At 61.2% G+C, this 26,270-nt stretch carries 25 protein-coding genes and 1 pseudogene; 16 read left to right on the top strand and 10 right to left on the bottom strand.

What is annotated here, in order from left to right; translation table 11 throughout:
* Positions 1-29: 29 nt before the first annotated feature.
* Complete coding sequence (locus PMI34_RS29545; protein WP_008051466.1) at positions 30-161, top strand: hypothetical protein; 132 nt, start codon at positions 30-32, stop codon at positions 159-161.
* 67 nt (positions 162-228) lie between these two features.
* Here PMI34_RS29545 and PMI34_RS10025 read toward each other — a convergent pair whose 3' ends face one another.
* The 6 genes from PMI34_RS10025 to PMI34_RS10050 form a co-directional block, all read right to left on the bottom strand.
* A complete protein-coding gene (locus PMI34_RS10025; RefSeq protein WP_008051464.1) occupies positions 229-417 on the bottom strand; it encodes a hypothetical protein in 189 nt (62 codons plus the stop codon).
* Between the two features lie 309 nt (positions 418-726).
* On the bottom strand, positions 727-1,947 hold the full coding sequence (gene fabB / locus PMI34_RS10030) for a beta-ketoacyl-ACP synthase I (protein WP_007974551.1): 1,221 nt from the start codon (positions 1,945-1,947) through the stop codon (positions 727-729).
* An 11-nt stretch (positions 1,948-1,958) separates the two neighbouring features.
* Complete coding sequence (fabA, locus tag PMI34_RS10035) at positions 1,959-2,474, bottom strand: 3-hydroxyacyl-[acyl-carrier-protein] dehydratase FabA (RefSeq protein WP_003227150.1); 516 nt, start codon at positions 2,472-2,474, stop codon at positions 1,959-1,961.
* Positions 2,475-2,721: 247 nt separating this feature from the next.
* Positions 2,722-4,623, bottom strand: coding sequence for an ATP-binding protein (locus PMI34_RS10040; RefSeq protein WP_008051462.1), 1,902 nt, complete (start codon positions 4,621-4,623; stop codon positions 2,722-2,724).
* Positions 4,620-5,552 (bottom strand): ABC transporter substrate-binding protein, encoded by a 933-nt coding sequence (locus PMI34_RS10045; RefSeq protein WP_008051457.1) that lies wholly within the window; start codon positions 5,550-5,552, stop codon positions 4,620-4,622. Before PMI34_RS10045 ends, PMI34_RS10040 begins: the two co-directional genes overlap by 4 nt.
* A 1-nt stretch (position 5,553) precedes the next feature.
* A complete protein-coding gene (locus PMI34_RS10050) occupies positions 5,554-7,677 on the bottom strand; it encodes a TonB-dependent receptor plug domain-containing protein (protein ID WP_008051456.1) in 2,124 nt (707 codons plus the stop codon).
* 195 nt (positions 7,678-7,872) lie between these two features.
* Between PMI34_RS10050 and PMI34_RS10055 the strand changes: the two genes are divergently transcribed.
* The 10 genes from PMI34_RS10055 to PMI34_RS10100 all read left to right on the top strand — a co-directional run bounded on the left by PMI34_RS10055 (position 7,873) and on the right by PMI34_RS10100 (position 16,494).
* Positions 7,873-8,898, top strand: a complete 1,026-nt coding sequence (locus PMI34_RS10055) for an NAD(P)H-dependent glycerol-3-phosphate dehydrogenase (protein WP_032829760.1) — start codon at positions 7,873-7,875, stop codon at positions 8,896-8,898.
* Between the two features lie 31 nt (positions 8,899-8,929).
* Entirely contained in the window at positions 8,930-9,277 is a 348-nt protein-coding gene (locus PMI34_RS10060; protein ID WP_007974561.1) for a DUF4389 domain-containing protein, read from the top strand.
* Positions 9,274-9,729, top strand: a complete 456-nt coding sequence (sixA, locus tag PMI34_RS10065) for a phosphohistidine phosphatase SixA (protein WP_008051454.1) — start codon at positions 9,274-9,276, stop codon at positions 9,727-9,729. Before PMI34_RS10060 ends, sixA begins: the two co-directional genes overlap by 4 nt.
* A 200-nt stretch (positions 9,730-9,929) precedes the next feature.
* Positions 9,930-11,597: an AMP-binding protein gene (locus tag PMI34_RS10070; protein WP_008051453.1), complete on the top strand. Its 1,668-nt coding sequence runs from the start codon at positions 9,930-9,932 to the stop codon at positions 11,595-11,597.
* Between the two features lie 32 nt (positions 11,598-11,629).
* Complete coding sequence (locus PMI34_RS10075; protein WP_008051452.1) at positions 11,630-12,073, top strand: hotdog fold thioesterase; 444 nt, start codon at positions 11,630-11,632, stop codon at positions 12,071-12,073.
* A 113-nt stretch (positions 12,074-12,186) separates the two neighbouring features.
* A complete protein-coding gene (locus tag PMI34_RS10080; protein WP_008051451.1) occupies positions 12,187-12,993 on the top strand; it encodes an alpha/beta fold hydrolase in 807 nt (268 codons plus the stop codon).
* Positions 12,990-13,844: an alpha/beta hydrolase gene (locus PMI34_RS10085; RefSeq protein WP_008051450.1), complete on the top strand. Its 855-nt coding sequence runs from the start codon at positions 12,990-12,992 to the stop codon at positions 13,842-13,844. Before PMI34_RS10080 ends, PMI34_RS10085 begins: the two co-directional genes overlap by 4 nt.
* 50 nt (positions 13,845-13,894) lie before the next feature.
* A complete protein-coding gene (locus PMI34_RS10090; protein WP_008051449.1) occupies positions 13,895-14,554 on the top strand; it encodes a glutathione S-transferase family protein in 660 nt (219 codons plus the stop codon).
* Positions 14,555-14,562: 8 nt separating this feature from the next.
* The gene (locus PMI34_RS10095; RefSeq protein ID WP_008051448.1) at positions 14,563-15,369 is read left to right on the top strand and encodes a DUF4892 domain-containing protein; all 807 of its coding nucleotides are present in this window, start codon (positions 14,563-14,565) and stop codon (positions 15,367-15,369) included.
* 69 nt (positions 15,370-15,438) lie between these two features.
* On the top strand, positions 15,439-16,494 hold the full coding sequence (locus PMI34_RS10100; RefSeq protein ID WP_008051446.1) for an AI-2E family transporter: 1,056 nt from the start codon (positions 15,439-15,441) through the stop codon (positions 16,492-16,494).
* Positions 16,495-16,628: 134 nt separating this feature from the next.
* On the opposite strand, the gene xopAW is transcribed toward PMI34_RS10100, so the two are convergent.
* The 3 genes from xopAW to PMI34_RS10115 all read right to left on the bottom strand — a co-directional run bounded on the left by xopAW (position 16,629) and on the right by PMI34_RS10115 (position 19,302).
* Positions 16,629-17,258 (bottom strand): XopAW family type III secretion system calcium-binding effector, encoded by a 630-nt coding sequence (gene xopAW, locus PMI34_RS10105; RefSeq protein WP_008051445.1) that lies wholly within the window; start codon positions 17,256-17,258, stop codon positions 16,629-16,631.
* Positions 17,259-17,491: 233 nt separating this feature from the next.
* Positions 17,492-18,544 carry a sensor histidine kinase gene (locus tag PMI34_RS10110; RefSeq protein ID WP_008051444.1) on the bottom strand — a complete coding sequence of 351 codons (1,053 nt, stop codon included), beginning with the start codon at positions 18,542-18,544 and terminating at the stop codon, positions 17,492-17,494.
* Positions 18,544-19,302 (bottom strand): response regulator, encoded by a 759-nt coding sequence (locus PMI34_RS10115; RefSeq protein WP_032829759.1) that lies wholly within the window; start codon positions 19,300-19,302, stop codon positions 18,544-18,546. Before PMI34_RS10115 ends, PMI34_RS10110 begins: the two co-directional genes overlap by 1 nt.
* A 296-nt stretch (positions 19,303-19,598) precedes the next feature.
* Between PMI34_RS10115 and pyrF the strand changes: the two genes are divergently transcribed.
* The gene (pyrF, locus tag PMI34_RS10120; protein ID WP_008051442.1) at positions 19,599-20,297 is read left to right on the top strand and encodes an orotidine-5'-phosphate decarboxylase; all 699 of its coding nucleotides are present in this window, start codon (positions 19,599-19,601) and stop codon (positions 20,295-20,297) included.
* Positions 20,298-20,437: 140 nt separating this feature from the next.
* On the opposite strand, the gene PMI34_RS10125 is transcribed toward pyrF, so the two are convergent.
* Entirely contained in the window at positions 20,438-21,442 is a 1,005-nt protein-coding gene (locus PMI34_RS10125) for an NADP-dependent oxidoreductase (RefSeq protein WP_008051441.1), read from the bottom strand.
* A gap of 236 nt (positions 21,443-21,678) precedes the next feature.
* On the opposite strand from PMI34_RS10125, the gene PMI34_RS10130 reads away from it, so the two are divergent.
* The 4 genes and pseudogenes from PMI34_RS10130 to PMI34_RS29775 all read left to right on the top strand — a co-directional run bounded on the left by PMI34_RS10130 (position 21,679) and on the right by PMI34_RS29775 (position 26,162).
* Positions 21,679-22,440 carry an SDR family oxidoreductase gene (locus PMI34_RS10130; protein ID WP_008051440.1) on the top strand — a complete coding sequence of 254 codons (762 nt, stop codon included), beginning with the start codon at positions 21,679-21,681 and terminating at the stop codon, positions 22,438-22,440.
* A 263-nt stretch (positions 22,441-22,703) separates the two neighbouring features.
* On the top strand, positions 22,704-24,089 hold the full coding sequence (locus PMI34_RS10135; protein ID WP_008051436.1) for an aminotransferase-like domain-containing protein: 1,386 nt from the start codon (positions 22,704-22,706) through the stop codon (positions 24,087-24,089).
* Between the two features lie 108 nt (positions 24,090-24,197).
* Positions 24,198-25,304: pseudogene (locus PMI34_RS29780) on the top strand (HAMP domain-containing protein); the annotation flags it as partial.
* Entirely contained in the window at positions 25,281-26,162 is an 882-nt protein-coding gene (locus PMI34_RS29775; protein ID WP_443216128.1) for a methyl-accepting chemotaxis protein, read from the top strand. The pseudogene PMI34_RS29780 and the gene PMI34_RS29775, both read left to right, overlap by 24 nt.
* Positions 26,163-26,270 lie beyond the last annotated feature (108 nt).

The raw sequence follows: 26,270 nt of genomic DNA, 5'->3' as shown, positions 1-26,270 counted from the left end.
GAATATTCTCAGGGGAGAGAACTAATGGAATGAAGTTCAATGACGGCATGGGCGACGGTGAGTGCGAGGTGGTGAAACTTGAGGCGGGCCGGATCGTCGGTGTTGTTCCTTCGGTGGTGATCGACGACTCCCTTCATTTAGCGGTCATTCAGATTGCCTGAGCCGCGTGCTCCGATCGCAGCCTGCCCGTGGGGGGAGGGGCAGGCTGCACGGTGGTGGAGTCTGTCTTCAACGGCTTGCGAGCTCGCGATCACGCTCGAGCATTTCCAGTTCGGCCCTGTAGTGCTGCGCTTCGGTCTCGGAGTGGAACATCCCGACCAGCAGGTCTTGTTGATGCACGTCCCAGATCCGGATACCGGCGGCTACACCCTCGTGGGATTTATGTGAATCGTCGCGTTCAGTTACTTTTACTGTCATCTGCTAGCTCCAATCTCTGTTATCTGCAGCAAGGCGTGTGCAGGCCTCTGTTATAGGGGTTGGTAGCTTGCTAAGTAAACGACTGAATTTGGTACGGGTTTTTTGCAAAAACGGAAACAGTCCTGCAGCCCGCGGAATCCGCGACATTCAGTCTTCGGGCGTTTAGTTTCATGACAAACGTTTCATGTTGAGAGCACCGAAAATCCTGTTTAGAGCACAGGTATTGCCTCTGTCCCGGGCTTTTCTCAAGGCAAAAAAAACGCCCCGAACCAGTCGGGGCGTTTTCATGTGCGGCTCAGCAGCGGGGAATTACTTGCCTTCCCAGCGCTTCAGTACCAGCGTGGCGTTGGTGCCACCGAAACCGAAGCTGTTGCTCATCACGGTGTTGATGGTGGCGTTTTCGCGGGTCTTGGTCAGCACCGGCAGGTCGGCCACTTCAGGGTCCAGCTCGTCGATGTTGGCGGAGCCGGCAATGAAGTTGCCTTCCATCATCAGCATGCAGTAGATCGCTTCGTGAACGCCGGCGGCGCCCAGGGAGTGACCCGACAGGCTCTTGGTGGAGCTGATGGCCGGAGCCTTGTCGCCGAACACTTCACGCACACCTTTCATTTCCGCGACGTCGCCGACCGGGGTCGAGGTGCCGTGAGTGTTCAGGTAGTCGATCGGAGTATCGACGGTGGAGAGCGCCTGCTGCATGCAGCGGATCGCGCCTTCGCCACTTGGGGCAACCATGTCGTAGCCGTCGGAGGTCGCGCCGTAGCCGACGATTTCCGCGTAGATCTTGGCGCCACGGGCCAGAGCGTGTTCCAGCTCTTCAACCACGACCATGCCGCCACCGCCGGCGATGACGAAACCGTCACGGTCAGCGTCGTAGGCACGGGAAGCTTTTTCCGGAGTGTCGTTGCGCTTGCTGGACAGGGCGCCCATGGCGTCGAACAGGAACGACTGGCTCCAGTGCTCTTCTTCACCGCCACCGGCGAAGACGATGTCCTGCTTGCCCATCTGGATCTGTTCCATGGCGGTACCGATGCAGTGAGCACTGGTAGCGCAGGCAGAAGCGATGGAGTAGTTCAGGCCCTTGATCTTGAACGGAGTGGCCAGGCATGCCGAAACGGTGCTGCTCATGGTCCGCGTTACGCGGTATGGGCCGACGCGCTTGACGCCTTTCTCGCGCAGGATGTCCAGCGCTTCCATCTGGTTCAGGGTCGATGCGCCACCGGAACCGGCGATCAGGCCGGTACGCGGGTTGGACACCTGCTCTTCGGTCAGGCCGGAGTCGGTGATGGCGTCTTTCATGGCCAGGTAGGCATAAGCTGCCGCGTGGCCGACGAAGCGATAGATCTTGCGATCGATCAGTTCTTCAAGGTTGAGGTCAATGGAGCCGGAAACCTGGCTACGCAGACCCATTTCGGCATATTCCGGATTGAACCGGATGCCAGGGCGGCTTGCACGCAGGTTAGCGGAGACGGTCTCTTTGTCATTGCCCAGGCAAGAAACGATGCCCAGACCAGTGATAACGACGCGGCGCATGCGGATAACCCTTAGAAGTTGTCAGTGGAGGTGAACACGCCGACCCGGAGGCCTTCGGCGGTGTAGATTTCGCGACCGTCGACAGTGACCGAACCGTCGGCGATGGCCAGGTTCAGCTTGCCCTTGAGGACGCGCTTGATATGAATGTTATAGGTGACTTTCTTGGCGGTCGGCAGGACCTGGCCGAAGAATTTCACTTCGCCCGAACCCAGCGCACGGCCACGGCCCGGCAGGCCTTGCCAGCCCAGGAAGAAGCCGACCAGTTGCCACATGGCGTCGAGGCCCAGGCAGCCCGGCATCACCGGATCGCCTTCGAAGTGGCAGGCGAAGAACCACAGGTCCGGATTGATATCCAGCTCGGCGACCAATTCACCTTTGCCGTACTTGCCACCTTCTTCGCTGATCAGGGTGATGCGATCAACCATCAGCATGTTCGGGGCGGGCAGTTGCGCGTTACCTGGGCCGAACAGCTCACCGCGACTGCAGCGCAGCAGGTCTTCCCGGGTAAAGGCGTTTTGTTTGGTCATGCGAGCTCCTCAATAGTCCCATGCGGCAGGTGGGGCAAATCTTCCCGGCCGATCGAAGCGTTCATGCCTCGAACCGGCAGCCTACTCATAGACTATTGCGTTGTGGTGAAAGTCACAGCACCAAGGACATGAATGTACACTTGTGCACTGAAATTATTATTCAAGCCCCTTTTCGGGCCTGTTCGGGTGACTAAGACTGCCGCACTTTCGCCTTTCACGCCAGTCGCAGATGGTCGAAAGGCCTGTACTACTGCACCCAACGGTGCAGAATTTGCTGCAGATCAGTCCGTTTGAACGGCTTGGCCAGGTAATCGTTCATCCCCGCCGACAGACAGGCTTCGCGGTCTCCCTGCAAGGCGTTGGCGGTCAGGGCGATGATCGGCAGGTCGGTGCAACCGGGCAGGTTGCGGATTTGTCGGGTGGCTTCATAGCCATCGATGATCGGCAAGCGGCAATCCATCAGGATCGCTTCGAAAATCAGGCTCTCGGCACTGCGAACCGCCTGCGCGCCGTCGGCGGCGACACTGACCTTGAAGCCCAGGCTGCGCAACATGGCTTCGATGACGGTCTGGTTGACCGGGTTGTCTTCGACCAACAGCACATTGCGCCCTTCGCCGTTGCTGTTGCGCGATTGCGCGCGAGGGGGTAACAACGGTTGTGTCTGCTGGTGCAGAGCCAGGGGGATTTCCAGGGTGAACACCGAACCGCGGCCTTCCTCGCTCTGCGCGCGCAAGGTGCCCCCCATGCGTTCGGCCAGGGTGCGGGCAATCGGCAGGCCCAGCCCCGTGCCGCCGTAGCGCCTTGAAATGGAACTGTCGGCCTGCTGGAAGGCGTTGAACATCAATTCCAGGCTTTGCGCCGGGATGCCGATGCCGCTGTCGCGCACGGTGCAGGTGAACCACAGCAGCTCGTGGTCCAGCGACTGCCACTGCGCCTCGATGGTGACGCGGCCCTTTTCGGTGAACTTCAGCGCGTTGCCGACCAGGTTGACCAGTATCTGCCGGATACGCGTCGGGTCGCCCTTTACCTGCAAGCCGCGCATGTCGTCGGGGATCATCAGTTGCAGGTCCAGACCGCGTTGCGCGGCGCTGTGCTGGAACGACTGGGCGCAACTGACGATCAGGTCGGCGAGGTTGAACGGGATGTGCTCGAGTTCCAGCTCCGAACGTTCGATCCGCGAGAAATCCAGGATGTCGTTGATGACCTTGAGCAAGTGCTCGGTGGATTCCGAGGCCAGCGCCGCGTACTCCACCTGCTCCTCGGTCATGTCGGTGGTTTCGAGCAACTGCAGCATGCCCAGTACGCCATTCATCGGCGTGCGCAGTTCATGGCTCATCATGGCGAGGAAATCGGATTTGGCGTTGTTGGCCTTTTCCGCTTCTTCGCGGGTCTGGATCAGCTGTGCCATGGCCTGATGCTGTTCGCGGCTGGCCTGGTCGAGACCACTGGCGAGGTTGTTGATGTGTTGCGACAGCGCCCCCAGTTCGGTGTCGTCGACAATCGGCAGCGGTGTCCTGTAGTCGCCGTCCTGGATTGCCTTGACCGCATTGCCGATATCGCGGATCGGTTGCGACAGGCTGCCCGCCAGGCGTCGGGCCACGAGGAAGGTAAACAGCAGGGCAAACAGCGCCAGGATGGCGGCCTTGAGCACGATTTCCTGTTGGCGTCGGCTGAAGGCGTCGTTGGACAGCCCGACGATCACCCGGCCCAGATAGTCCTCGACCGGGGCCGCGGTGGCGGTTTTGCTGCTCTGGAAAAAATCATTGTGCAACGCGATGCGCTGGAGCCGTATCGGAGCCTGGAACACCTCGAGCTGCTGCGCGCGATTGTGGTGTTCGTTCGGTTGTTCGACGTACACCAGAACCCGGTTGGCGCTGTCCTGGATTTCCAGAAAGCTCACGTTGGGCGTGGCCAGCGTCGCCTTGAGCAAGGTTTCGAGCACTTCGATGTTGCCCGAAATCACTCCGTACTCGGTGGCCGGGGCCAGTTGATTGGCGATCAACTGGCCGGTGTGGGTGATTTCCTGACGTAGATCCTGGATGCGCACGAACGTGAAGAAGCTGATCAGCAACAAGGTCAGCAGCAGTGCAGGGCCGAGGCTGATGAGTTGGGTACGGGTGTTGATGTCCCAGCGACGGCGCAAGCTCATGGACGGCGTTCTCCTTCGGCCAGCAGTGTGGCGACAGACGCTTCGTTTATCTGTTCGATGCCCAATGAACGCGCCACCTGCCGGTTGCTCGCGACCTTGAATCGATGGGGGTAGTGCGTGCGCGGCCAGGTGGCCGGTGGTCGGTCGAGCAATTCGTCGAGGACCGCCAGCCAGTCGCTCTGATCGCTATAGGTGCTGGCCAGGCTCCCGGCCTTGACGAATCCGGCGTTGGGGCCGATCAGCGCCACTTGCCGCGAGTAGCTGCTCAGCAGCAGGTTTTTTGCGGTTTGCGGGTTGTACAGGTCGGCATCGTCCAGGCCCAGCAACACGTCACTGTTATTAAGGAGGGCCTGTAATGGACGACTGTCGTGGATGTTGTCCCAGCGCTGGGTGACCACCTCAAGACCCAGGGGGAGGGCGGCCTGACGCAGCTCATTCAAGAGGAACTCACTGTGGGTGTCGTAGAGCACACCGATGCGTCTGGCCTGGGGCAACAAGGTGCGGGTCAAGCGCAACTGGCGGTCCAGTGGTGGATCGCTCCAAAGCAGGCAAAGGCGCGCAGGCAGCGAGTTGTTCAAGCGTTGCCGGGCTTGCAGGCGGCTGATGCGCAATACGAGTGTCGCCGGGCCCTGGGTGTTTTGCAGGCGCCAGTCGAGGCTGGGCAGGTCGAGCAGTATCAAGCGGATGTTTTCCGGCAGCTTGTCCGGTATTGGCATTTTGGCCAGCGTCTGGAAGCGTACGTTGTCGCTTGGCCGCAGCTCGCTCAGGGCCTGGGTAAACGCCCGCACAGCGGGGCTGTCTTCGGCCCCCGTGAGCAAAATGTCGGCCGCGTTACTCGCCAGGCTGCCCAGCAGGCCGCTTGTCAGCAGGCAGAGTATGGCCAGCAGCCGACCCAGGGGCGGCATTCTGCAGGCCGGACGATTCGGCATCTTAAAGCTCCAGCTCCGCGCTGAAATACATCACGTGGCGCTGGTCATGATTATTGTCGATGAAGGTGGTCGGCTGATTGTCCAGCCGTTGCTGGAGCACCCCGGCCAGTTCCAGGCTGGCCTTGCCCAGGGCGATACGTTTGGCGATGCGCGCATCGACCCGTTCGAAGCGGTAGCCGTTGAGGGCGTCATCGCCATAATAGAAAAGCGCACTGTTCCAGCCCCGACCCCAATCGCGCAACCATCCGGCCGAGCCACTGTTGCTTGCAGTCTGCCTGGCATCCAGCGGGTTGCTGGCGTCGGCATCGACGTAGGCGTAGGTCAGTCGCAGGCGATCGAGGCTGCCGACGCGCCAGTCAAGCTGGGTTTCGGCTCCCGAAAAACGTGCTTTGTTGGCGTTGCTGGCGATGTACTGATTGTTGCGCAGCGGTTCACTGATCATGCCGGTGATTTCGTCGTGGAACAGCTTCAAGTCGAGCGCCAGCCCCTGTTCGGGAAAATAGCCGTTGTAGCCCAGTTCCCGAGAGCGCATGTGCTCTTGGTCGAGGTCGCCTGGGCCACGGGTCTTGACGAAATAACGGGCGCTGGACTGGCCGAAGGCACCGGGCTTGAGATTGGTGACCTGATAACTCCAGTTGACGTTGTTCTCGAACATGTCCGGCGAACGGACGGCCTCGGAGTACACCGCACGCAAGCCGTGGCGCGGATTGATGAGGTAGTTGACCGCCATGCGAGGTGTCAGCGAACTGCCGATCAGCCGTGTGTCCTCGAACATGGCACCGCCTTGCAGCAGCCAGTGTTCGGTGGCACGCCACTCGAACTGGCCGAACGCCCGCCAGATCGTGTCATCGAGAGTGCCATTGAAATAGGTTTCGGAATCCGCCCGGTCGTAACGATAGTTTATCCCGCTGACCAGCCGCAGGTTATCGGCAAGGCTCAGAGTGTCCTGCAATTCGAGGTCGTAACGCGATTCCCGGGTGCTCTGGTCGATGTCGCCGCAAACGGTCTGGCTCGCGCCGTTGCGCCATTGATCGAGTACCTGGTTGGCCAGCGCCTGCTCGGCGGGTGTGCCGGCCGGCGCACCAGGGCCGAGGAAACGCGTGATATTGCGGGCCAGGCGCTCGGTGTAGTTCGGGTTCATTTGCCAGAGTTCGGTCAGTTGCGGGCTGAACGATATTTCAGCGTCGCAGGCGCGCCAGGTTTGCTGGCGATCCCAGTGTTGGGCCGAACCCTGGATATAAAGGCTGTGGTCGGGATCGATGTCCAGATTCCAGCGCAATGACCCGGCGTAATCCTTGGCGGTGACGTCGGAGTCGTTGCCCGCTCGGGTAATTCCCGGGAACACCGGCCGGTAGGTATAGGGCCGCTGGTTGGTGCCGTCCTTGGCATTCACTTGCCAATCGAGGCTTTGCCGTTCGTCGAGGCTCTGGCTGACTGCGAGGTTGAAGCGATCGAGGCGACGACTGTCATGGTAATCAGCGCCGGTTCGGTCGGTGTCGAAGCCGTCGTCTTGCTGGCCGGACAGGGACAGGCGCATGTCACCATCCTCCCAGCCCAGGCCCTGGCTGGCATAAAAATCGTTGATGCCGCGCTGGCCCCGGGTGATCTTCATGCGGGTACCGTGGCTGTCGGCCGGCCGCCGGGTAATGATGTTGACCACCGCCATCAGGGCGTTGGCGCCGTAGCTGACGGTATTGGGCCCGCGAAAGACTTCGATGCGCTCGATGTCTTCCATGGCCACCGGAATGTCGCTCCAGTCCACGGTGGCCAGGCCGGCGCGATACACCGAGCGCCCGTCTATCAGCACTTGCATGCGTCGTGCTTGCGTCGCGTTGGTGCCGTGGTAGTTCACCGCGGCCTGGTTGCCGCTGATGTTGCCGACCATCATCCCCGGCACCAGGCGCAGCAGTTCGCTGATGTCACGGGCACCGCTGGCGTGGATCAGGGCGCTGTCGATCACCGTCATGCTGCCCGGCACTGCCGCCGGCGACTGCTTCAGGCGCGTGGCCGTCAGCACTTGCGGCAGCGGTTCGCTGTCCAGGAACAAGTCGTCGGCCAGCACCGGCGAGCTGAAAATCAGCGCCAGTACCAGAGGCGAATGCGGTGAAGGAGCGCCCGGAGACACAACAGATCCCAGTCAGTGATTGTTGGCGCGCATGTTAACTGAGCCGAATGACTTTTCCATTCACGATGTCTGCATTTTCCTCGGTTTTATCGGTCTTCTTCCTACGGGTGCAGGTATTTGATGTCGGGGCTGGCCGCCGATGGGCTGCCCCGTATAATGCCGACATCGCCACTGGTATGGATTAACGGATTGCATATGACTGAACAGCGCCCGATTGCGGTCCTGGGAGGCGGAAGTTTTGGAACCGCCGTGGCTAATCTGTTGGCCGAGAACGGGCATCAGGTCCTTCAGTGGATGCGTGACCCCGAACAGGCCGAGGCCATTCGGGTCAATCGCGAGAACCCGCGTTACCTCAAAGGCATCAAGATTCTGCCCGGCGTCACACCGGTCACCGACCTGCAAGCCACCCTGGACGCCTGCGACCTGTGTTTCGTTGCATTGCCCTCCAGCGCGCTGCGTTCGGTGCTGGTGCCCCACGCCGAACGCTTGACCGGCAAAATGCTGGTGAGCCTGACCAAAGGCATCGAAGCCAACACGTTCAAGCTGATGAGCGAGATCCTCGAAGAGATAGCCCCGCAGGCGCGCATCGGCGTCCTGTCCGGGCCCAACCTGGCCCGTGAAATCGCCGAACATGCACTGACGGCCACTGTGGTGGCCAGTGAAGACGAAGAACTCTGCCAGCAGGTTCAGGCCGCGCTGCACGGGCGCACGTTTCGTGTGTACGCCAGCGCCGACCGTTTCGGCGTGGAACTGGGCGGGGCGTTGAAAAACGTCTACGCGATCATCGCCGGCATGGCGGTGGCGCTGGGCATGGGGGAAAATACCAAGAGCATGCTGATCACCCGGGCATTGGCGGAAATGACCCGCTTTGCGGTGAATCAGGGCGCGAACCCGATGACCTTCCTGGGGCTGGCGGGCGTGGGCGATCTGATCGTGACCTGTTCGTCGCCCAAGAGCCGCAACTATCAGGTCGGCTTTGCCCTCGGCCAGGGCCTGAGCCTGGACGAGGCGGTCACGCGCCTGGGTGAAGTCGCCGAAGGGGTCAACACCCTTAAAGTGCTCAAGGCCAAGGCCCAGGAGGTTGGCGTGTACATGCCGCTGGTCGCCGGGCTGCACGCGATCCTGTTCGAGGGCCGCACGCTGGAGCAGGTCATCGCTCTGTTAATGCGTGGCGAGCCGAAAACCGACGTCGATTTTATTTCCACCAGTGGTTTCAATTAATCACGCTTGCCAGAAAAGCAGGGAGTTGCGCATGAACGATCCAAAAGTAGAAGCCAAGTACGAATCCATCCTGCTGCGGGTGCTGTGGATGATCGTCTTCGTGCTGGTGTGGCAAGTGGCGCAGTTCATCCTCGGCGCCGTCGTGCTGGTGCAGTTGATCTATCGTTTGTTCTATGGCGCCCCAAGCGCCAGCCTGATGAACTTCGGCGACAGCCTGAGCCAGTTTCTGGCGCAGATCGGTCGTTTCGGCAGCTTTCACAGCGACCAGAAGCCTTGGCCGTTCGCCGACTGGCCGACGCCGCGTACACCGGAAGGTGAGGCGCCACATGTCGTGGCACCGGCACCGCATCCGGCCCGAGATGAGGAACCCAAGCTATGAAACTCTGGGTATTGCGTCATGGTGAAGCTGTATCACACGGCTCCCGTCCCCACGATTCGGAGCGGGAACTGACGGATAACGGTCGTAAGGAAGTATTGAAAATCGCCGCAGAGCTGGTGGGGCAGCCGCTGACCGGCATTTACGCCAGTCCGTACCTGCGAGCGCAGCAAACAGCGCAACTGGTACGGGAGGCATTGGGTTTCGAACCGGAAATCCGCACCGTCGAGTGGCTGACACCGGACACGGAGCCGGACAAGGTGGCCGAACAGATGGTCGCGGTAAGCAACGTGTTGCTGGTCAGTCACAACCCGCTGGTGGGGAATCTGGTGAGCTATCTGCAACATGGCGCCGGACATCCGCCGGAAAGGGTCAGCACTGCCGGTCTGGCGGAGCTCAAGGGTGATGAGCTGTTGGTCGGGTCAATGAAACTCGACAGCATCAAGCATCCATAACACCGCTTTTCTGTGGGAGCGTGGCTTGCCCGCGAAGGCATCGACTCGGTCATACCTGATAAACCGCGGAGCCTGCATCGCGGGCAAGCCACGCTCCCACAGGTACGTCATAACCCGAAAAGTTTTGTATGAAATAGTCAACCAAGCACTTGCTTGGTTGACTACGCTTGCTCCAGACAAAAAACAAAGGAGCGAGTCGCATGTCTGCTGCTTTTCGTTTGCCGCTGGACGTTTTCTACGAGCGTGAGGCCCGTCATCCCCGCCAGCGCTTTCTGGTCCAGCCTGTTGGCGGCGGCCAGGTCGAGAGCCTGACCTGGGCCGATGTCGGTCATCAGGCACGCTGTGCCGCCCACTGGCTGCGAGCGCGGGAACTGCCACAGGGCAGCCATATCGCCCTGATCTCGAAGAACTGTGCGCACTGGATCATTGCCGACCTGGCGATCTGGATGGCCGGGCATGTCTCGGTGCCGTTGTACCCAAACCTGACCGCCGAGACCGTTGCCCAGGTACTCGAACATTCGGAGGCGGCACTGGCATTCATCGGCAAGCTCGACGACTGGCCAGGCATGTCCCGTGGCGTCAGCCCCGACCTGCCCACCATCAGCCTGCCCCTGCATCCTCCCGGCGACTTTGATTTCAGTTGGGACGACCTGCAACGCAACTCGCCCATCCAGGACAATCCCAAACCTGACGCCGATCAACTGGCGACCATCATCTACACATCCGGCACCACGGGCATGCCCAAGGGCGTGATGCACAGCTTCAGCAATCTGGGGTTCGCCACCACACGGGGCACTGCGTTGTTCGGCCTCAACGAGTCGGACCGGCTGTTGTCCTATCTGCCGTTGTGCCACGTTGCCGAGCGGATGTTCGTCGAACTGGCGTCGATCTATACCGGCCAAACGGTGTTTTTCGCCGAGAGCCTCGATACTTTCCTAACCGACCTGAAGCGTGCGCGCCCGACCGCACTGTTTGGCGTGCCGCGCATCTGGACCAAATTCCAGATGGGCGTGTACAGCAAGATCCCGGCAAAACGTCTCGACTTCCTGCTCGGCCTGCCGATCATCGGCAAACGGGTCGGGCATAAAGTCCTCGCCGGGTTGGGGCTGGATGCGTTGCGTGTTGCTTTGTCGGGCGCGGCGCCGGTACCGCAGACCTTGCTTCAGTGGTACCGCAAACTGGGCCTGGATGTGCTGGAGGTCTACGGCATGACCGAGAGTTGCGGCTACTCCCACATCGGCATACCGGGCGAGCACAAACCGGGCTGGATCGGCAAGCCGTGTCCGGACGTCGAAGTGCGGATCGCCGAGACGGGGGAGGTCATGGTGCGCAGTGGTGCAACCATGATCGGGTATTACAAGGAACCGGAAAAAACCGCCGACACCATTACTGAGGACGGTTTCCTTCGTACCGGCGACAAGGGCGAGGAGGACGCCGAAGGCAATCTGCGCCTGACCGGGCGCCTGAAGGAAATCTTCAAGACCAGCAAAGGCAAGTACGTGGCCCCGGCACCGATTGAAAATCGCCTGGCCGTGCATTCGCGCATCGAGCAGGTCTGCGTGGTGGGCGATGGCTTGAGCGCACCGCTGGGATTGTGCGTGTTGTCGGCGGTCGGCCAGCAGGATGCCGGCGGGGCCGCGCGCGCCGGCCTGCATTCGAGCCTGGAAAAACTGCTGGAAGAGGTCAACGGCGCCCTCGACAAGCATGAACAACTGCGGCGCCTGGTGGTGGTCAAGGACAGTTGGGCCGTGGAAAACGGCTTCCTCACCCCGACCCTGAAGATCAAGCGCAACGTGATCGAAGCGGCCTACGGTGAGCGCTTTGAGGAATGGAGCGAGCGCAGCGAAGCGGTGCTGTGGCAGGATTGATCCACGAACAAGACCAACGAGGAACCTCTGCGATGAGCCTGTGGCGCACCATCCCGAACATTGAGCAGTTGAACGCAATCCAGAAAAACACCATTGGCGAGGTGCTGGACATCCGTTTCGAGGCCTTTGACGACGAGTCCCTGACCGCCAGCATGGTCGTCGATCACCGCACCCACCAGCCCTACGGCTTGCTGCATGGTGGTGCCTCGGTGGTGCTGGCCGAATCGGTCGGCTCGATGGCCAGTTACCTGTGCATCGATGCCAGCAAGTTCTATTGCGTGGGCCTGGAAATCAACGCCAACCATTTGCGCGGCCTGCGCAGTGGACGGGTGACGGCGGTGGCCAAGCCGATCCACATCGGCCGCACGACCCATGTCTGGGACATTCGCCTGACCAGCGATGAGGGCAAGGCCAGTTGTGTGTCGCGATTGACCATGGCAGTGGTGCCGTTGGGTGAGAATCCGCCGGCGCGTTGAGCTCAAGCCATCGCTTTGACCGGACTGTCATCATTCCTGTCAGTTACGGTCATTGCTCAAGGACGCGGTCTTGCGGACAATCAATGCCTGTTCTCGCTCATGGATTTGCAGGTATGTCGCAACAGATCTTTTTCGCCCACGCCAATGGTTTTCCTTCGGGGACCTACGGCAAGTTGTTTGCGGCGCTGGCACCCGAGTTTCAGGTGACGCATCTGGAGCAGCACGCCCACGACCCGCGTTACCCGGCGGACGACAACTGGTACAACCTGGTGGATGAGCTGATCCATCACCTGCAACAACAGGCCGAGCCCGTGTGGGGTGTCGGTCACTCCTTCGGTGGCGTGTTGCACCTGCATGCGGCGTTGCGCTGCCCTGAGCTGTATCGCGGGGTGGTGATGCTCGACTCGCCCGTGCTGACCCGCACCGACCAATGGGTCATACGGGCGGCCAAACGCTTTGGTTTCATCGACCGCTTGACCCCGGCCGGGCGTACCCTGGGCCGCCGTGAAGAATTCGCCGACCTGGAAAGTGCCCGCAAGTATTTCGCCGGCAAAACCCTGTTTCGCGGGTTCGACCCGGAATGTTTCGATGCCTACCTGCAACACGGTTTGCATCAAGTCGGCGACAAGTTGCGTCTGCGCTTCGACCCGGCCACGGAAATCAGCATCTATCGCGGCGTGCCGCACACAAGCCCAGGTAGCACCCGGCAGTTGCAAGTGCCGCTGGCGGTGGTTCGCGGGCACAACAGCCGCGTGGTGATGCGCCATCACGCCAGTTCGGTAGACCGCCTGCCCCTGGGTGAGTCGTTGACCATGCCTGGCGGCCACATGTTTCCGCTCGAACGTCCCCTTGATACCGCTGACATGCTCAAAGGCCTGTTCCATCGCTGGGGCGGCCGTCGACAGCAGGATTGCGCATGAACCACGTCGTCGAAGAGGTCCGCCTGAGCCTGCCGCACATTGAACTGGCGGCGCACCTGTTCGGCCCTGAAGACGGTCTGCCGGTGATTGCCCTGCATGGCTGGCTGGACAACGCCAACAGCTTTGCCCGTCTGGCGCCGAAGCTCAAAGGCTTGCGCATCATCGCGCTGGACATGGCCGGTCACGGTCATTCCGGGCATCGCCCGCCGGGCGCCGGCTACGCCATGTGGGACTATGCCCACGATGTGCTGCAAGTGGCCGAACAGCTTGGACTGCGCAAGTTTGCGCTGATGGGGCATTCGATGGGCGCCATTGCTTCGTTGATCATCGCCGGGTCGATGCCCGAGCGGATCACCCACCTGGCGTTGATCGACGGCATCATTCCTCCTACAGACAAAGGTGAAAACGCTGCCGAGCGCATGGGCATGGCCCTGCAGGCGCAACTGGACCTGCGGGAAAAGCGCAAGCCGGTCTATGACACCCTCGACCGAGCCATCGAAGCGCGTATGAAGGGCCTGGTGGCGGTCAGCCGCGAAGCCGCTGAACTGCTGGCGCAGCGTGGCTTGATGCCGGTGCCGGGTGGTTACACCTGGCGCACCGACAATCGCCTCACACTGCCATCGCCGCTGCGTCTTACCACCGAACAGGCCATGGCCTTTGTCCAGCGGATCAAGTGTCCTGCAACTCTGGTGGTCGCTGCCGACGGCATGCTCGCCAAACACCCGGAGTTGCTGGAGCGTCTACCCTTTAGCCGGGAACAGCTGCCAGGCGGCCACCATTTGCACCTCAATGACGAGTCCGGTGCCGATCTTGTCGCAGACTGTTTCAATCGGTTTTTCGCCATTCCTTGACTTGCGCCGGGCAACTGTCGAGGCTTGGCGGGTTGAAAAGGGAGACAACCATGATAGATCTCTACACCGCTGCGACCCCGAATGGCCACAAGGTCTCTATCGTGCTCGAGGAACTCGGCCTGCCCTACAGAGTGCATGCCTTGAGTTTCGACAAAAAGGAGCAGAAGTCCGCGGACTTCCTCAAGATCAACCCCAATGGCCGGATTCCGGCGATTGTCGACCGCGCCAACGGCGATTTCGCCGTGTTCGAATCCGGCGCCATCCTGATTTACCTCGCGCAACAGACCGGCAAACTGATGCCGAGCGACCCGAAGGGACGTTCGCTGGTATTGCAGTGGCTGATGTTCCAGATGGGCGGCATCGGCCCGATGCAGGGCCAGGCCAACGTGTTCTTCCGCTATTTTCCGGAAAAACTCCAGGGCGCCATCGACCGCTATCAGCATGAAACCCGTCGCCTCTACGAGGTGCTCGACACGCGGTTGCAAAGCGTGGAGTTCCTCGCCGGCGAGTACAGCATCGCCGACATCGCCACCTTTCCCTGGGTGCGCGGTTACGAGTGGTCGGGCGTCTCGGTGGAGGGCTTGACGGCGCTGCAACGCTGGATGGCAACCCTGGAGGCCCGTCCGGCGGTGCAGCGTGGTTTGCAGGTACCGAAACGCGCCGATGAAGCCAGTATTATCAAGGGCGCCCAGGCCATGCTGATCCGATGAGTCTATCCATGCGTTCATTCAGTTTGCTGGTGCTGTGCAGTTTCAGTTCCTTGTCGTTCGCCGCCGATGTCCCGGGCAGTCAGGACCTGCCGATAGTGCCGCGCATGGTCGACGCCCAGATTGTCGACTATCGCCCCGCTGCCGAACTGGAGCGGATCTACCCCTTGGGCTCGATCCGCAAGATCAGTGGCCAGTTACGTTTCGACGGCCAGGTCAGTGCCCGCGGCAACGTCACTTCGGTGACCTACGAGTTGCCACCGGAGCATTCATCCATCGAGGCGTTCACCGCTGCCCGCGAGGCTTTGCAAAAGCAGGATGCCGGGTTGCTCTTTTGGTGCCAGGCGCGCGATTGCGGCGAAAGCAGCCTCTGGGCCAATGAGGTCTTCGGCAACGCCAAGCTGTACGGTGCCGACGATCAACAAGCCTATTTGCTGCTGCGACTTGCCGCTCCACGGGACAACACGCTCGTCGCGCTGTACAGCATCACCCGCGGTAATCGCAAAGCCTACCTGCATGTCGAGCAGTTCGACGCATCGGCACCGCTAGGCGAGTTGCTGCCGACTTCCGCGACCTTGCTGCGTGAACTCAGGAGCACCGGCGAGCTCGATTTTCCCACGTTGAACAGCGCACCTGACGAGACTTGGTTGCGCCTGATTTCTCGCGGACTGAATCTGGACACCACCTTGCGGGTCAGTATTTCCGGAGCGAACGCCGAAGCCTGGCGTCAGGCACTGATTGCCCAGGGCGTGCGTGCCGCTCGGATGGAAAGCGGCAGTGCCGAAGGCTCTGGCCTGCACATCGAGCTATTGCGCTAGGCTGTACCGGGCGAGCGTGCACGCTGCGTTCGCCTACTCTTTTGCTGACTGATATTTTCGGGATTTTCGATGATCAATAACGATCGCCTGTTGGTGCAGATCCTGCTCGTCGTGCTGTTCGGCGCGAGCTTCTGGGTGATGGCGCCGTTCTGGTCGGCGATGTTCTGGGGCGCGGTCCTGGCATTCGCCAGTTGGCCACTGATGCGCCTGCTGACCCGTTGGCTCAACGGCCGCGAGTCTCTGGCGGCGGCATTGCTGACGCTGGGCTGGATGGTGCTGGTCGCGGCACCCCTGGTGTGGCTGGGTTTCAACCTCGCCGATCATGTGCGTGATGCCACCGCATTCATCAAGGATGCGCAGGTCGAGGGGCTGCCCGAAGCACCGGTCTGGCTGGGTTCGATTCCCCTGGTGGGCGAGCGGCTGGTCGGACTCTGGAACAGCATCGATGAGCAGGGCGCGGCGATGATGGTGTCGCTCAAGCCTTATCTGGGGCAGATGGGTAACTGGTTGCTGGCGCGCAGCGCGCAGATCGGCGGCGGTATTCTCGAACTGACCCTGAGCATCGTCTTCGTGTTCTTTTTCTATCGTGACGGACCGCGCCTGGCGGCGTTTGTACACACATTGCTGGAGCGGCTGATCGGTCAACGGGCCGGCTACTACATCGAACTGGTGGCGGGCACGGTACAGCGGGTGGTGAACGGCGTGATCGGCACCGCGGCGGCCCAGGCGATCCTGGCGCTGATCGGGTTCCTGATTGCCGGCGTACCGGGTGCGCTGGTGCTTGGCATCGTGACGTTCATGCTCAGCCTGATCCCGATGGGCCCGCCGCTGGTGTGGATTCCGGCGACCGCGTGGCTGGCCTGGAAAGGCGAGTACGGGATGGCCATATTCCTCGGTATCTGGGGCACATTCGTCATCAGCGGCGTCGACAACGTGCTCAAGCCGTATCTGATCAGCCGTGGCGGTAACCTGCCGCTGGTCATTGTGCTGCTTGGGGTGTTTGGCGGGTTGATTGCCTTTGGATTTATCGGCCTGTTCATCGGCCCGACATTGCTGGCGGTGGCCTACAGTCTGTTGATCGACTGGAGCAAGACTCAGGCGCGGGTCGAAGATCGCCGGCCCTGAGATTTGTATTTGCTTAGGGCCTATTCGTCGGAACGCCACCCGGAGCAAGCCCGCTCCCACACTGGTTTTGTGATCGAATCAGATCAATGTGGGAGCGGGCTTGCTCCGGGCGGCGTTCCGACGAAGCTTTTGACTCAGGTCGCCACGTTCAGGTGCTTGCCCACACTCGCCACGTTATCGAGCGAGTACTGCTTGCTCAGGTTGGCAATCATTTTTTGCAGCGCTTCATTTACGCTCCCTTGATCGGAAGAACGGGTGGTGTTCTGCTCGCGACCGGCCTGCAGGGCTGTTTTGAGTTCATCACTGCTGACGCCACCGCTGCTGTCGCTGTCCAGCGCCTTGAGTAGCGCGGCACTGGTGTCGGTGCTGGTCGACGAGTCGTTGTTGCTGGCCTGCAACGCGCTGCTCAGTTCGGTGGTGCTGACGCTGCCGTCACTGTCGGCATCGAGCTGGCTGAACAGTTCGTCGCTGGACACCTGTTGTGGCGGTGGCGGCGGTGGAGCCATCGCGGCCATTTCTTCGCCGCTCAGGTTGCCACTGCCATCGCTGTCGAGGTCGGCGAAATTCTTGCTCAGGCTGACCAGCAAACCGTCGTCGGATTTTTGTGACAGGGCACTGTCGAGTTCATCCTGATCGACGGAACCGTCGCTGTTGCTGTCGAGTTTGGCCAGCAGGTCCTTCTGGAATTGCTGGCTGCGGGTACTATTGGTTGTGCTGCTGGTGCTGGTGTAGTTCGAGTAATTACTGCTGATGCTACCGATCATCGGGCTCACTCCCTGGAAAGATAAACCGGTGGTGTACCGGCTTATGCAGACTCAAGGGGTGAGTTGTCGTGGGTATGTGGAGTTTGTACCGATTGCTAAACACATAGATCGCCAAGCCCCTGAGCCTGTGGGAGCGGGCTTGCTCGCGAAGGCAATCTGTCAGTTGATACATCAGTTGACCGATACACCGCTTTCGCGAGCAAGCCCGCTCCCGCAAGGGGCCGGTGTGGCTTTCAGGCGCGCGGCAGGCGTATCACCGCTGTCAGGCCACCGCCCGGGGTTTCTTCCAGTGTCAGCTGCCCGCCCATTCGTTGCGCGGCTTCCCGGGCAATGGTCATGCCCAGGCCTACGCCGCCGGAATTGCGATTGCGCGAGCCTTCAAGGCGAAAGAAGGGTTCGAACACCGCTTCACGTTGTTCCGGGGCGATGCCCGGGCCGTGGTCGATGACCCGAATCACCAACTGTTCACGATGGTCTTGCAGGGTAATCAGCGCCTGTCCGGCATAGCGCAAGGCGTTGTCCATCAGGTTGTTGATGCAGGAGCGCAAGGCCATCGGCTGCACCTGTAGGGGCGCGCAGTGGCCGCTGGCCTGGACGTTCGCGCCCTGGTCCTGGGCATTTTCGCTCAGGGATTCCACCAACGCCTGCACGTCCATCCACTGTGGGGCTTCGCTGGTGCGCTGTTCATGCAGATAGGTGAGGGTGGCGTCGAGCATGCTGATCATGTCGTCGAGGTCCTGGCGCATCTGGCCTTGCAGCTTGTCGTCGTCGATTTTCTCCAGCCGCAGCTTGAGCCGCGACAATGGCGTGCGCAGATCGTGGGACACCGCGCCGAGCATGCGCGAGCGCTGCTTGACTTGTTCCAGGATGCGGCGCTGCATTTTGTTGAACGTGTGCGCCGCTTGCCGCGCTTCCCGTGGTCCCGATTCATCCAGTGGCGGGCTGTCGAGGTCTTCGCTCAATCGCTCGGCCGCGTCGCTCAGGCGCTGGATCGGCCGGCTCAGCAGTTTGGCGCCGTACCAGGCGGCGATGATCAGTGTGACCAACTGAAACGTCAGGGGCACCAGGGGGCCGCCGAACCACGGCCGTGGTGGCCGTTTCTCGTGGTTTGGGTCCATTGGCGGGGGTGGCCCGTCCAGGCCTTCGGAAAACTCCGGTGGAGGCGGTGGTGGTGGTGGCGGGCCGTAATGGTGAAACCAGGCAAAGGCCAGCAGGTGCGCGAGGATAATCGCCAGCAACAGCACGCCAAACAGGCGGCCGAACAGCGTATCGAAGCGCCCGCGCATCAGCCGATGTCTCGGGCATCGAACAGGTAACCCTCGCCGCGAACGGTCTTGATCAACTGAGGAGCCTTGGGGTCGTCGCCGAGTTTCTGGCGCAGGCGCGACACCAGCAGGTCGATGCTGCGGTCAAAGGCTTCGATAGAACGACCGCGAGCGGCGTCCAGCAGTTGCTCACGGCTGAGCACGCGGCGCGGACGTTCGATAAACACCCAGAGCAGGCGGAATTCGGCGTTGGACAGCGGCACCACCAGGCCATCATCGGCGATCAGTTGCCGCAGCACGCTGTTCAAGCGCCAATTGTCGAAACGAATGTTCGCCCGCTGTTCGCTGCGGTCATCGCGCACCCGGCGCAGGATGGTCTGGATTCGCGCCACCAGCTCGCGGGGCTCGAACGGCTTGGCCATGTAGTCGTCGGCGCCCAGTTCGAGGCCGATGATCCGGTCGGTGGGTTCGCAACGGGCGGTGAGCATCAGGATCGGGATGTCCGACTCGGCGCGCAGCCAGCGGCACAGCGACAGACCGTCTTCACCGGGCAGCATCAGGTCGAGCACCACCACATCGAAATGCTCCGCCTGCATCGCCAGGCGCATCGCGGCGCCATCGGTGACGCCGCTGGCGTGGATGTTGAACCGGGCCAGGTAGTCGATCATCAATTCGCGGATCGGGACGTCATCGTCGACGATCAGGGCGCGAATGCTCCAGCGTTTGTCGTCACCGGGCGTTTTTTGGTCGTCGTTCACGGGTGCTTGGGCGTTGTGCATGCGTGCGTTCATCTGCCAGGTAGGCTGCCAACCACAAAGATAGGCTGCGAGGTTGTGGTTCCAGCATAGGCGTCCGGCCCTGAGGCGGGAAGTGCCGTTGCAGGGACATGTTGCGGTTGCCGAGGGTAGCGGGCCCGGGTGTTGCCGGCGTGTCGTGTGTGTATCGAACTCGACACAATGGCCTTGGGGGCTAGTCTTGCCTGAGCCGTTGCGACGATTTACCGATCATCGGGTCCCGCAGCGGCGCTGGTTCCGCTACAATGCGCGCCGATTTCGACTTGCCTGAGAGCCCACTCATGTCCGCCTGCCAGACTCCCATCATCGTCGCCCTGGATTTCCCTACCCGTGACGCCGCACTGAAGCTGGCCGATCAGTTGGACCCGAAGCTGTGCCGGGTCAAAGTCGGCAAGGAACTGTTCACCAGTTGCGCCTCGGAAATCGTCGGTACCCTGCGCGACAAGGGTTTCGAAGTGTTCCTGGACCTCAAGTTCCACGACATCCCGAACACCACCGCGATGGCCGTCAAGGCGGCTGCGGAAATGGGCGTGTGGATGGTCAACGTGCATTGCTCCGGTGGCCTGCGCATGATGGCTGCGTGCCGTGAAGTGCTGGATCAGCGAACCGGTCCCAAGCCGCTGCTGATCGGTGTGACCGTGTTGACCAGCATGGAGCGTGAAGACCTGGCGGGCATCGGCCTGGACATCGAGCCCCAGGAGCAGGTGCTGCGCCTGGCCGCCCTGGCGGAAAAAGCCGGGATGGACGGCCTGGTGTGCTCGGCCCTGGAAGCCCAGGCGCTGAAATCGGCGCACCCGTCGCTGCAACTGGTGACCCCGGGGATTCGTCCGGCGGGCAGCGCCCAGGACGATCAGCGTCGCATTCTGACCCCGCGTCAGGCGCTGGATGCCGGCTCCGACTATCTGGTGATCGGCCGTCCGATCAGCCAGGCGGCGGATCCAGCGAAGGCACTGGCTTCGGTCGTGGCTGAACTGGCCTGATCAGACAACGCAGAACCAAATGTGGGAGCGGCGGTGCGGCGATCCGACTTGCTCGCGAAGAGGGCGTGTCAGTCGACATCAATATCGACTGACCCACCGCTTTCGCGAGCAAGCCCGCTCCCACATTAGTTGTGGTTGCCTTAGATCTTCAGCACCAACTTCCCGAAATTCTCGCCGCTGAACAATTTCATCAGTGTCTCCGGGAAAGTCTCCAGTCCTTCGACGATGTCTTCCTTGCTCTTGAGCTGCCCCTTGGCCATCCAGCCGGCCATTTCCTGGGCGGCGCTGGCGTATTGGGCGGCGTAGTCCATCACCACAAAACCTTCCATGCGCGCGCGGTTGACCAGCAGTGACAGGTAGTTGGCCGGTCCCTTGACCGCCTCCTTGTTGTTGTACTGGCTGATGGCGCCGCAAATCACCACCCGCGCCTTCATGTTCAAACGGCTCAACACCGCGTCGAGAATGTCGCCACCCACGTTATCGAAATAAACGTCGACGCCTTTCGGGCACTCGCGCTTGAGGCCGGCGAGGACGTCTTCGCTCTTGTAGTCGATAGCGCCATCGAAACCCAGCTCATCGATCAGGAACTTGCACTTGTCGGCGCCGCCGGCAATGCCAACCACCCGGCAGCCTTTGATCTTGGCGATCTGCCCGGCAATGCTGCCCACGGCGCCCGCTGCGCCCGACAGCACCACGGTGTCACCGGCCTTCGGAGCGCCGACGTCGAGCAGGGCGAAGTACGCCGTCATCCCGGTCATGCCCAGCGCGGACAAGTAACGTGGCAGCGGCGCCAGTTTCGGATCGACCTTGTAGAAGCCTCGCGGCTCGCCGAGGAAGAAATCCTGCACGCCCAGGGCACCGTTGACGTAATCCCCGACCGCGAACCCCGGGTTGTTCGACGCAATGACTTTGCCCACGCCCAAGGCTCGCATGACTTCGCCGAGCCCGACCGGCGGGATGTAGGACTTGCCCTCGTTCATCCAGCCACGCATGGCCGGATCCAGGGACAGGTATTGGTTTTCGACCAGGATCTGACCCGCCGCCGGCTCGCCGACCGGTACTTCCTGGTAGGTGAATGTCTCACGGGTCGCCGCGCCAACCGGACGTTTGGCGAGCAGGAATTGGCGATTGGTCTGGGAGGTCATGGCAGGCGCTCAAGATGAATGAAGCTTTGTTGATAGCTGGTCAGCGCCGTTGCCGCAAGTTCGGCTGATGCGGCGAATGCAGGTTGATCCAGTGTAGTGATAGTTGGTACGGCAGTTCCATCACTGCAACTCATGGGCCCCCAACCGGAGCCTTGATAGTGCTGCCGTGTTCAAGACCTCCATGGCTAGACTGGTCCTACGCGATTCCCCGCATTCTTCTTTTCGAGGACATAACAATGAGCATGACGTTTTCCGGCCAGGTGGTCGTGGTAACAGGCGGGGCGGCCGGTATTGGCCGCGCGACTGCCCAGGCATTTGCCGCCGAGGGCCTTAAGGTAGTAGTGGCCGATATGGACACTGCGGGCGGCGAGGGCACGGTGGCGCTGATTCGTACGGCCGGTGGCGAAGCGACCTTCGTGCGCTGCAACGTTACCCTGGAAAGCGATGTAAAAAATCTGATGGAGGAGGTGATCAATACTTACGGTCGTCTCGACTATGCCTTCAACAATGCCGGCATCGAAATCGAGAAAGGCAAGTTGGCCGAAGGTACGCTCGACGAGTTCGACGCGATCATGGGCGTCAACGTCAAAGGTGTCTGGCTGTGCATGAAATATCAGTTGCCGCTGCTGCTGGCGCAAGGGGGCGGCGCGATTGTCAATACGGCGTCGGTGGCCGGCCTTGGGGCCGCGCCGAAAATGAGCATCTACGCAGCCTCTAAACACGCAGTGATCGGCCTGACCAAGTCGGCGGCCATTGAATACGCCAAGAAGAAGATCCGGGTCAACGCGGTGTGCCCGGCGGTGATCGACACGGATATGTTCCGCCGCGCCTATGAAGCCGACCCGAAAAAAGGCGAGTTCGCCAACGCCATGCATCCGGTCGGTCGCATCGGCAAGGTCGAAGAGATCGCCAGCGCGGTGCTCTACCTGTGCAGCGATGGCGCGGCGTTCACCACAGGGCACTCATTGGCTGTGGACGGTGGCGTCACCGCGTTTTAAAACGATGCACCGATGCCAGGTACACCGGGAACCTGTGGGAGCGGGCTTGCTCGCGATGAGGGAGTGTCAGCCGACATCGATGTCGCCTGACACGCCGCGATCGCGAGCAAGCCCGCTCCCACTTTTTTTGGGGTTCCGTCAAAGGGCCAGGCAATGTGTTTCAAATGATTAGATCCAATGGTTTTGGCGGCGTTGTCGCACATGTCCTCGAACGCTCCTGTGATTAACTGCTTCTCGCAAAATCAACAGGAGTTTGCTTGCTCATGGAATTGAGAATCGACCGACAGGCGCTGGTGCCCGTGGTACAGCAAATTGTTGACGCACTGACCCACTGGCTTCATTCCAGCGGGGTATCGCCCGGTACGCGACTGCCTTCGGTGCGACAGATCGCGCGGATCAATTTGCTCAGTCAGGTAAGCGTCGCCCAGGCCTGTGAACGCCTGGTGACGCAGGGGATGCTGGTGTCAGGTCATGGCGCCGGCTATGCGGTTGCCGACCCGGCATTGGCCACAGGCGCAAAGCACGAGCCTGTCTGGTTCGAGGGGGCTGAGCCCGAGATCGGGATCTGTTCGACTGAGTTGAGACTGGGCTATGGCGGGCTGCCTGAAAGCTGGCGCGAGACAGACGATCTGATTTACGCGATTCGGCAAGTCAGTCGTGCCGACACGGCCAGCCTGTTCAACTACAGCACGCCACTGGGTTTGTCGGCCTTGCGACAACAGATCCTCAAGCACCTCCGGCAGCTGGATATCCGGGCGCAGGACAACCGGATCATGACCACGGCGGGTGCCAGTCAGGGGCTTGACCTGATCGTGCGGACACTGTTCAAGGCCGGTGACTGTGTGGTCGTGGAGAGTCCTGGTTATCCGGTGCTGTTCGATCTGCTCAGGCTGCACGGCATCCACATGATCGAGGTACCGCGAACACCGCGCGGGCCGGACGTGGACGTGCTCGAATCGGTACTGGTCAAACACCGGCCTCAAGGGCTGCTGATCAATAGCTTCTATCACAACCCGACTGGCAGCAGCCTTGCACCGGTCGTGGCGCGCCGCGTGCTGCAGCTGGCCAGGACCTTTGGCGTGCAGGTGATCGAAGACGACGTTTATGCGGATTTGCACAGCGGTTCCGGTACGCGTCTGGCTGCACTGGACGACAACGTGATCTACGTGGGCAGCTTTTCCAAGACACTCAGCAGTTCCTTGCGGGTCGGATTCGTGGTGGCCGCTGCCGAAGTCATTACGCGTCTGGCCGAGGTCAAGATGATCAGTGGCATGGGTGCCTCGCGATTTTGCGAATCGGTGCTGGCGTGCCTGTTGGCTAACGGTGCCTACCGCAAACTGGTGCAGCGTCAGCGCCAACGCTTGAGCAGCGACCGGCTGGCGGTGTTGCAAATGCTCGAAGATGCCGAATGGGAGATTTTCGGCAAGCCGGCGGGAGGCTTGTTCATCTGGGCGCGATCACGAATGTCCGACTACGATCAGCTGCGGACCCAGGCCCGGCGCCTGGGTGTACTGCTGTCGTCAAAGACCGCCTTCAACCCCTCGGGGGAGGCCAGTGACTGGCAGCGTATCAACGTGACATATGCCTGTGATCCGCGTGCCCGGGCGTTCTTCAGGGCCACTGCCCGGGATCGACCTCAAGCGTTCTGAAAACGACGTTGGCGTAGCTTTTTGCCATTATTCCGGCGCCAGAGCCTTGTGTTGCCACTGGCCCGTTGCGAATCTGCGTCTACAGAATCTGGCAGGGGACTAAGAGCAATGAATTCGGCCGTGCAAGGACGTTTTGCCAACCTCGGTATGGCGAAAAAACTGGGTGTCGGGTTTGTCCTGGTGCTGTTGTTGACCGCATTGGTGGCGGGCATTGGCGTTTGGTCCCTGCAAACCATCAGCCAGCGCTTCGACGGGCTCAAGCAAATGTCATCGCTCAACAGCGGTTTGCTCAAGGTGCGGCTACTGGAGCAGGAGTACGCCTTGCACGACAATCCGAAAACCGTCGATGCCCTGCACGAGGGCGTTGATGGCCTGATCGCCCTGGCCGGCCAGCTCAAGGCCGCATCCGCGGCCAACGTGCCGGTGATGAATGATGTCGAACAGTCCCTGGGAGCCTATCGCAAGGCCTTCGACGAGTTTGTCTCGCTCACCCAGGCCAAGGACCTGGCCCTGGAAATGGCCAGTTGGTCGGTGTCCAGCGTGGCCAATAATCTTGATGTATTGCAGTCCGGGCTCGCCGATGACGGCACCTATACGCTGAAGGATTCCGAAGGCAAGGACGGTGCGCAATTCATCGAGCAGGCCAGCCAGGTCAGCCAGGTTTCACGCTTGATGCTGCAAGCCATGAATGAAGCCCGCGTGCGCCTGGATCAAAGCCGCAAAGGCGACGACAGCGCCGGGCAGGGCAAGATCGAACAGGCCAGCCAGGCACTGGCCCAGGCCGAGCAGCTCAAGACCACGGTCAAGGACGAGGGGTACCAGACCGTCCTCAATGAGGTGACAGGCCATATCGCCAGTTTCAGTGACAAGCTCGCCGAGTACACCGGCCTGCTGGAGCAGGAAAAAACCGTCTATCAACAATTGCACCAGCGCGCAGCCCAAGTGGTCGAGCGGGTGGATCAGGCTTATGTCGCGCAAGACCTGGCGATGCAGGCGGAACTGAAAAAGAACTCGCTGCTGATCATTGGCTCTTCCGCGTTGGCCTTGCTGGTTGGGCTGGTTGCCGCTTGGTTCATCACCCGGTTGATCGTGGCACCGCTGCGTAGCGTGATTCAGGTGGCGCAACAGATTGCCTCGGGGGATTTGAGTGCGACCATCGACGTGACCCGCCGTGACGAAATCGGTCAGTTGATGCAGGCAATGCAGCAAATGGGCGCGGGGCTCAGCCAAATAGTCAGCGGCTTGCAGTCGGGTATCGAGCAGTTGGCGACTTCCGCCCAATCGTTGTCGGCGGTGACTGAACAGACCAATCTCGAAGTCAGTACGCAAAAGGAGGAAACCGAACAGGTCGCCACCGCAATGAATCAGATGACGGCCACGGTGCATGATGTCGCGCGCAATGCAGAGGAGGCGGCCCAGGCCGCGCAAACGGCTGACGGCAAGGTTGAAAGTGGTCAGCAAGTGGTGCGCCAGAGCATGGCACGGATCGAGCAGTTGGCGGATTCGGCTACCTCGGCCAGTTCGAGCATCGAAAGCCTGAGCGCGGAAATCCAGAACATCGGCACGGTGTTGAGTGTGATCAAAAGCGTGGCGGAGCAGACCAACCTGCTGGCATTGAACGCGGCGATCGAGGCGGCCCGGGCCGGGGAGCAGGGCAGGGGCTTCGCGGTGGTGGCCGATGAAGTGCGTGCGTTGGCCAAGCGAACCCAGCAATCGACCGAGGAAATCGAACGCCTGGTCAGCGCCTTGCGCTCGGCGGCGCAGTCGTCGGTGCAGCAGATCCAGAGCAGTGGCGAACTGGTGAAGCTGGCGGTCAGCGATGCCTTGCAGACCGAGAGTGCGCTGGGAAGCATTGCGGCGGCGGTGTCGTTGATCCAGCAGATGAACCAGCAGATCGCCGCGGCGGCCGAGGAGCAGAGCTCGGTGGCCGAGGAGATCAATCGCAGTGTCACCAGCATTCGCGCCAGTGCCGATCAGTCATCGCTGGCGATGCAGGGCAATGCCGCGTCCAGTATTCAGCTGGCGCAACTGGGGGTTGAGCTGAAGGGGATGGTGGGGCATTTCAGGCTTTGAAGTGATTTTGTAGCAGCTGCCGAGCCCGCGAGGCTGCGTTCGGCTGCATAGCAGTCGTGAGTCCAGCTGACGCGGTCTGCCTGACGTACCGCGATTACTGGTTTTACG

It is taken from the genome of Pseudomonas sp. GM74 (assembly GCF_000282455.1).
Lineage (GTDB): Bacteria > Pseudomonadota > Gammaproteobacteria > Pseudomonadales > Pseudomonadaceae > Aquipseudomonas.
Note: the sequence above shows the minus strand (reverse complement) of the source record. Positions and strands in the feature narration are given on the sequence as shown.

Bases quoted from the DNA above. Each gene is read 5' to 3' on its own strand.
- PMI34_RS10135 (WP_008051436.1), top strand. From the start codon at position 22,704: ATGGAATTGAGAATCGACCGACAGGCGCTGGTGCCCGTGGTACAGCAA.
- PMI34_RS10080 (WP_008051451.1), top strand. From the start codon at position 12,187: ATGTCGCAACAGATCTTTTTCGCCCACGCCAATGGTTTTCCTTCGGGG.
- PMI34_RS10110 (WP_008051444.1), bottom strand. From the start codon at position 18,544: ATGCGCGGGCGCTTCGATACGCTGTTCGGCCGCCTGTTTGGCGTGCTG.
- PMI34_RS10070 (WP_008051453.1), top strand. From the start codon at position 9,930: ATGTCTGCTGCTTTTCGTTTGCCGCTGGACGTTTTCTACGAGCGTGAG.
- PMI34_RS29545 (WP_008051466.1), top strand. From the start codon at position 30: ATGAAGTTCAATGACGGCATGGGCGACGGTGAGTGCGAGGTGGTGAAA.
- PMI34_RS10060 (WP_007974561.1), top strand. From the start codon at position 8,930: ATGAACGATCCAAAAGTAGAAGCCAAGTACGAATCCATCCTGCTGCGG.
- PMI34_RS10095 (WP_008051448.1), top strand. From the start codon at position 14,563: ATGCGTTCATTCAGTTTGCTGGTGCTGTGCAGTTTCAGTTCCTTGTCG.
- PMI34_RS10125 (WP_008051441.1), bottom strand. From the start codon at position 21,442: ATGACCTCCCAGACCAATCGCCAATTCCTGCTCGCCAAACGTCCGGTT.
- PMI34_RS29775 (WP_443216128.1), top strand. From the start codon at position 25,281: ATGCAGGCAATGCAGCAAATGGGCGCGGGGCTCAGCCAAATAGTCAGC.
- PMI34_RS10115 (WP_032829759.1), bottom strand. From the start codon at position 19,302: ATGCACAACGCCCAAGCACCCGTGAACGACGACCAAAAAACGCCCGGT.
- PMI34_RS10025 (WP_008051464.1), bottom strand. From the start codon at position 417: ATGACAGTAAAAGTAACTGAACGCGACGATTCACATAAATCCCACGAG.
- PMI34_RS10100 (WP_008051446.1), top strand. From the start codon at position 15,439: ATGATCAATAACGATCGCCTGTTGGTGCAGATCCTGCTCGTCGTGCTG.
- PMI34_RS10055 (WP_032829760.1), top strand. From the start codon at position 7,873: ATGACTGAACAGCGCCCGATTGCGGTCCTGGGAGGCGGAAGTTTTGGA.
- PMI34_RS10130 (WP_008051440.1), top strand. From the start codon at position 21,679: ATGAGCATGACGTTTTCCGGCCAGGTGGTCGTGGTAACAGGCGGGGCG.
- PMI34_RS10045 (WP_008051457.1), bottom strand. From the start codon at position 5,552: ATGCCGAATCGTCCGGCCTGCAGAATGCCGCCCCTGGGTCGGCTGCTG.
- sixA (WP_008051454.1), top strand. From the start codon at position 9,274: ATGAAACTCTGGGTATTGCGTCATGGTGAAGCTGTATCACACGGCTCC.
- xopAW (WP_008051445.1), bottom strand. From the start codon at position 17,258: ATGATCGGTAGCATCAGCAGTAATTACTCGAACTACACCAGCACCAGC.
- pyrF (WP_008051442.1), top strand. From the start codon at position 19,599: ATGTCCGCCTGCCAGACTCCCATCATCGTCGCCCTGGATTTCCCTACC.
- fabB (WP_007974551.1), bottom strand. From the start codon at position 1,947: ATGCGCCGCGTCGTTATCACTGGTCTGGGCATCGTTTCTTGCCTGGGC.
- PMI34_RS10090 (WP_008051449.1), top strand. From the start codon at position 13,895: ATGATAGATCTCTACACCGCTGCGACCCCGAATGGCCACAAGGTCTCT.
- PMI34_RS10085 (WP_008051450.1), top strand. From the start codon at position 12,990: ATGAACCACGTCGTCGAAGAGGTCCGCCTGAGCCTGCCGCACATTGAA.
- PMI34_RS10040 (WP_008051462.1), bottom strand. From the start codon at position 4,623: ATGAGCTTGCGCCGTCGCTGGGACATCAACACCCGTACCCAACTCATC.
- PMI34_RS10075 (WP_008051452.1), top strand. From the start codon at position 11,630: ATGAGCCTGTGGCGCACCATCCCGAACATTGAGCAGTTGAACGCAATC.
- fabA (WP_003227150.1), bottom strand. From the start codon at position 2,474: ATGACCAAACAAAACGCCTTTACCCGGGAAGACCTGCTGCGCTGCAGT.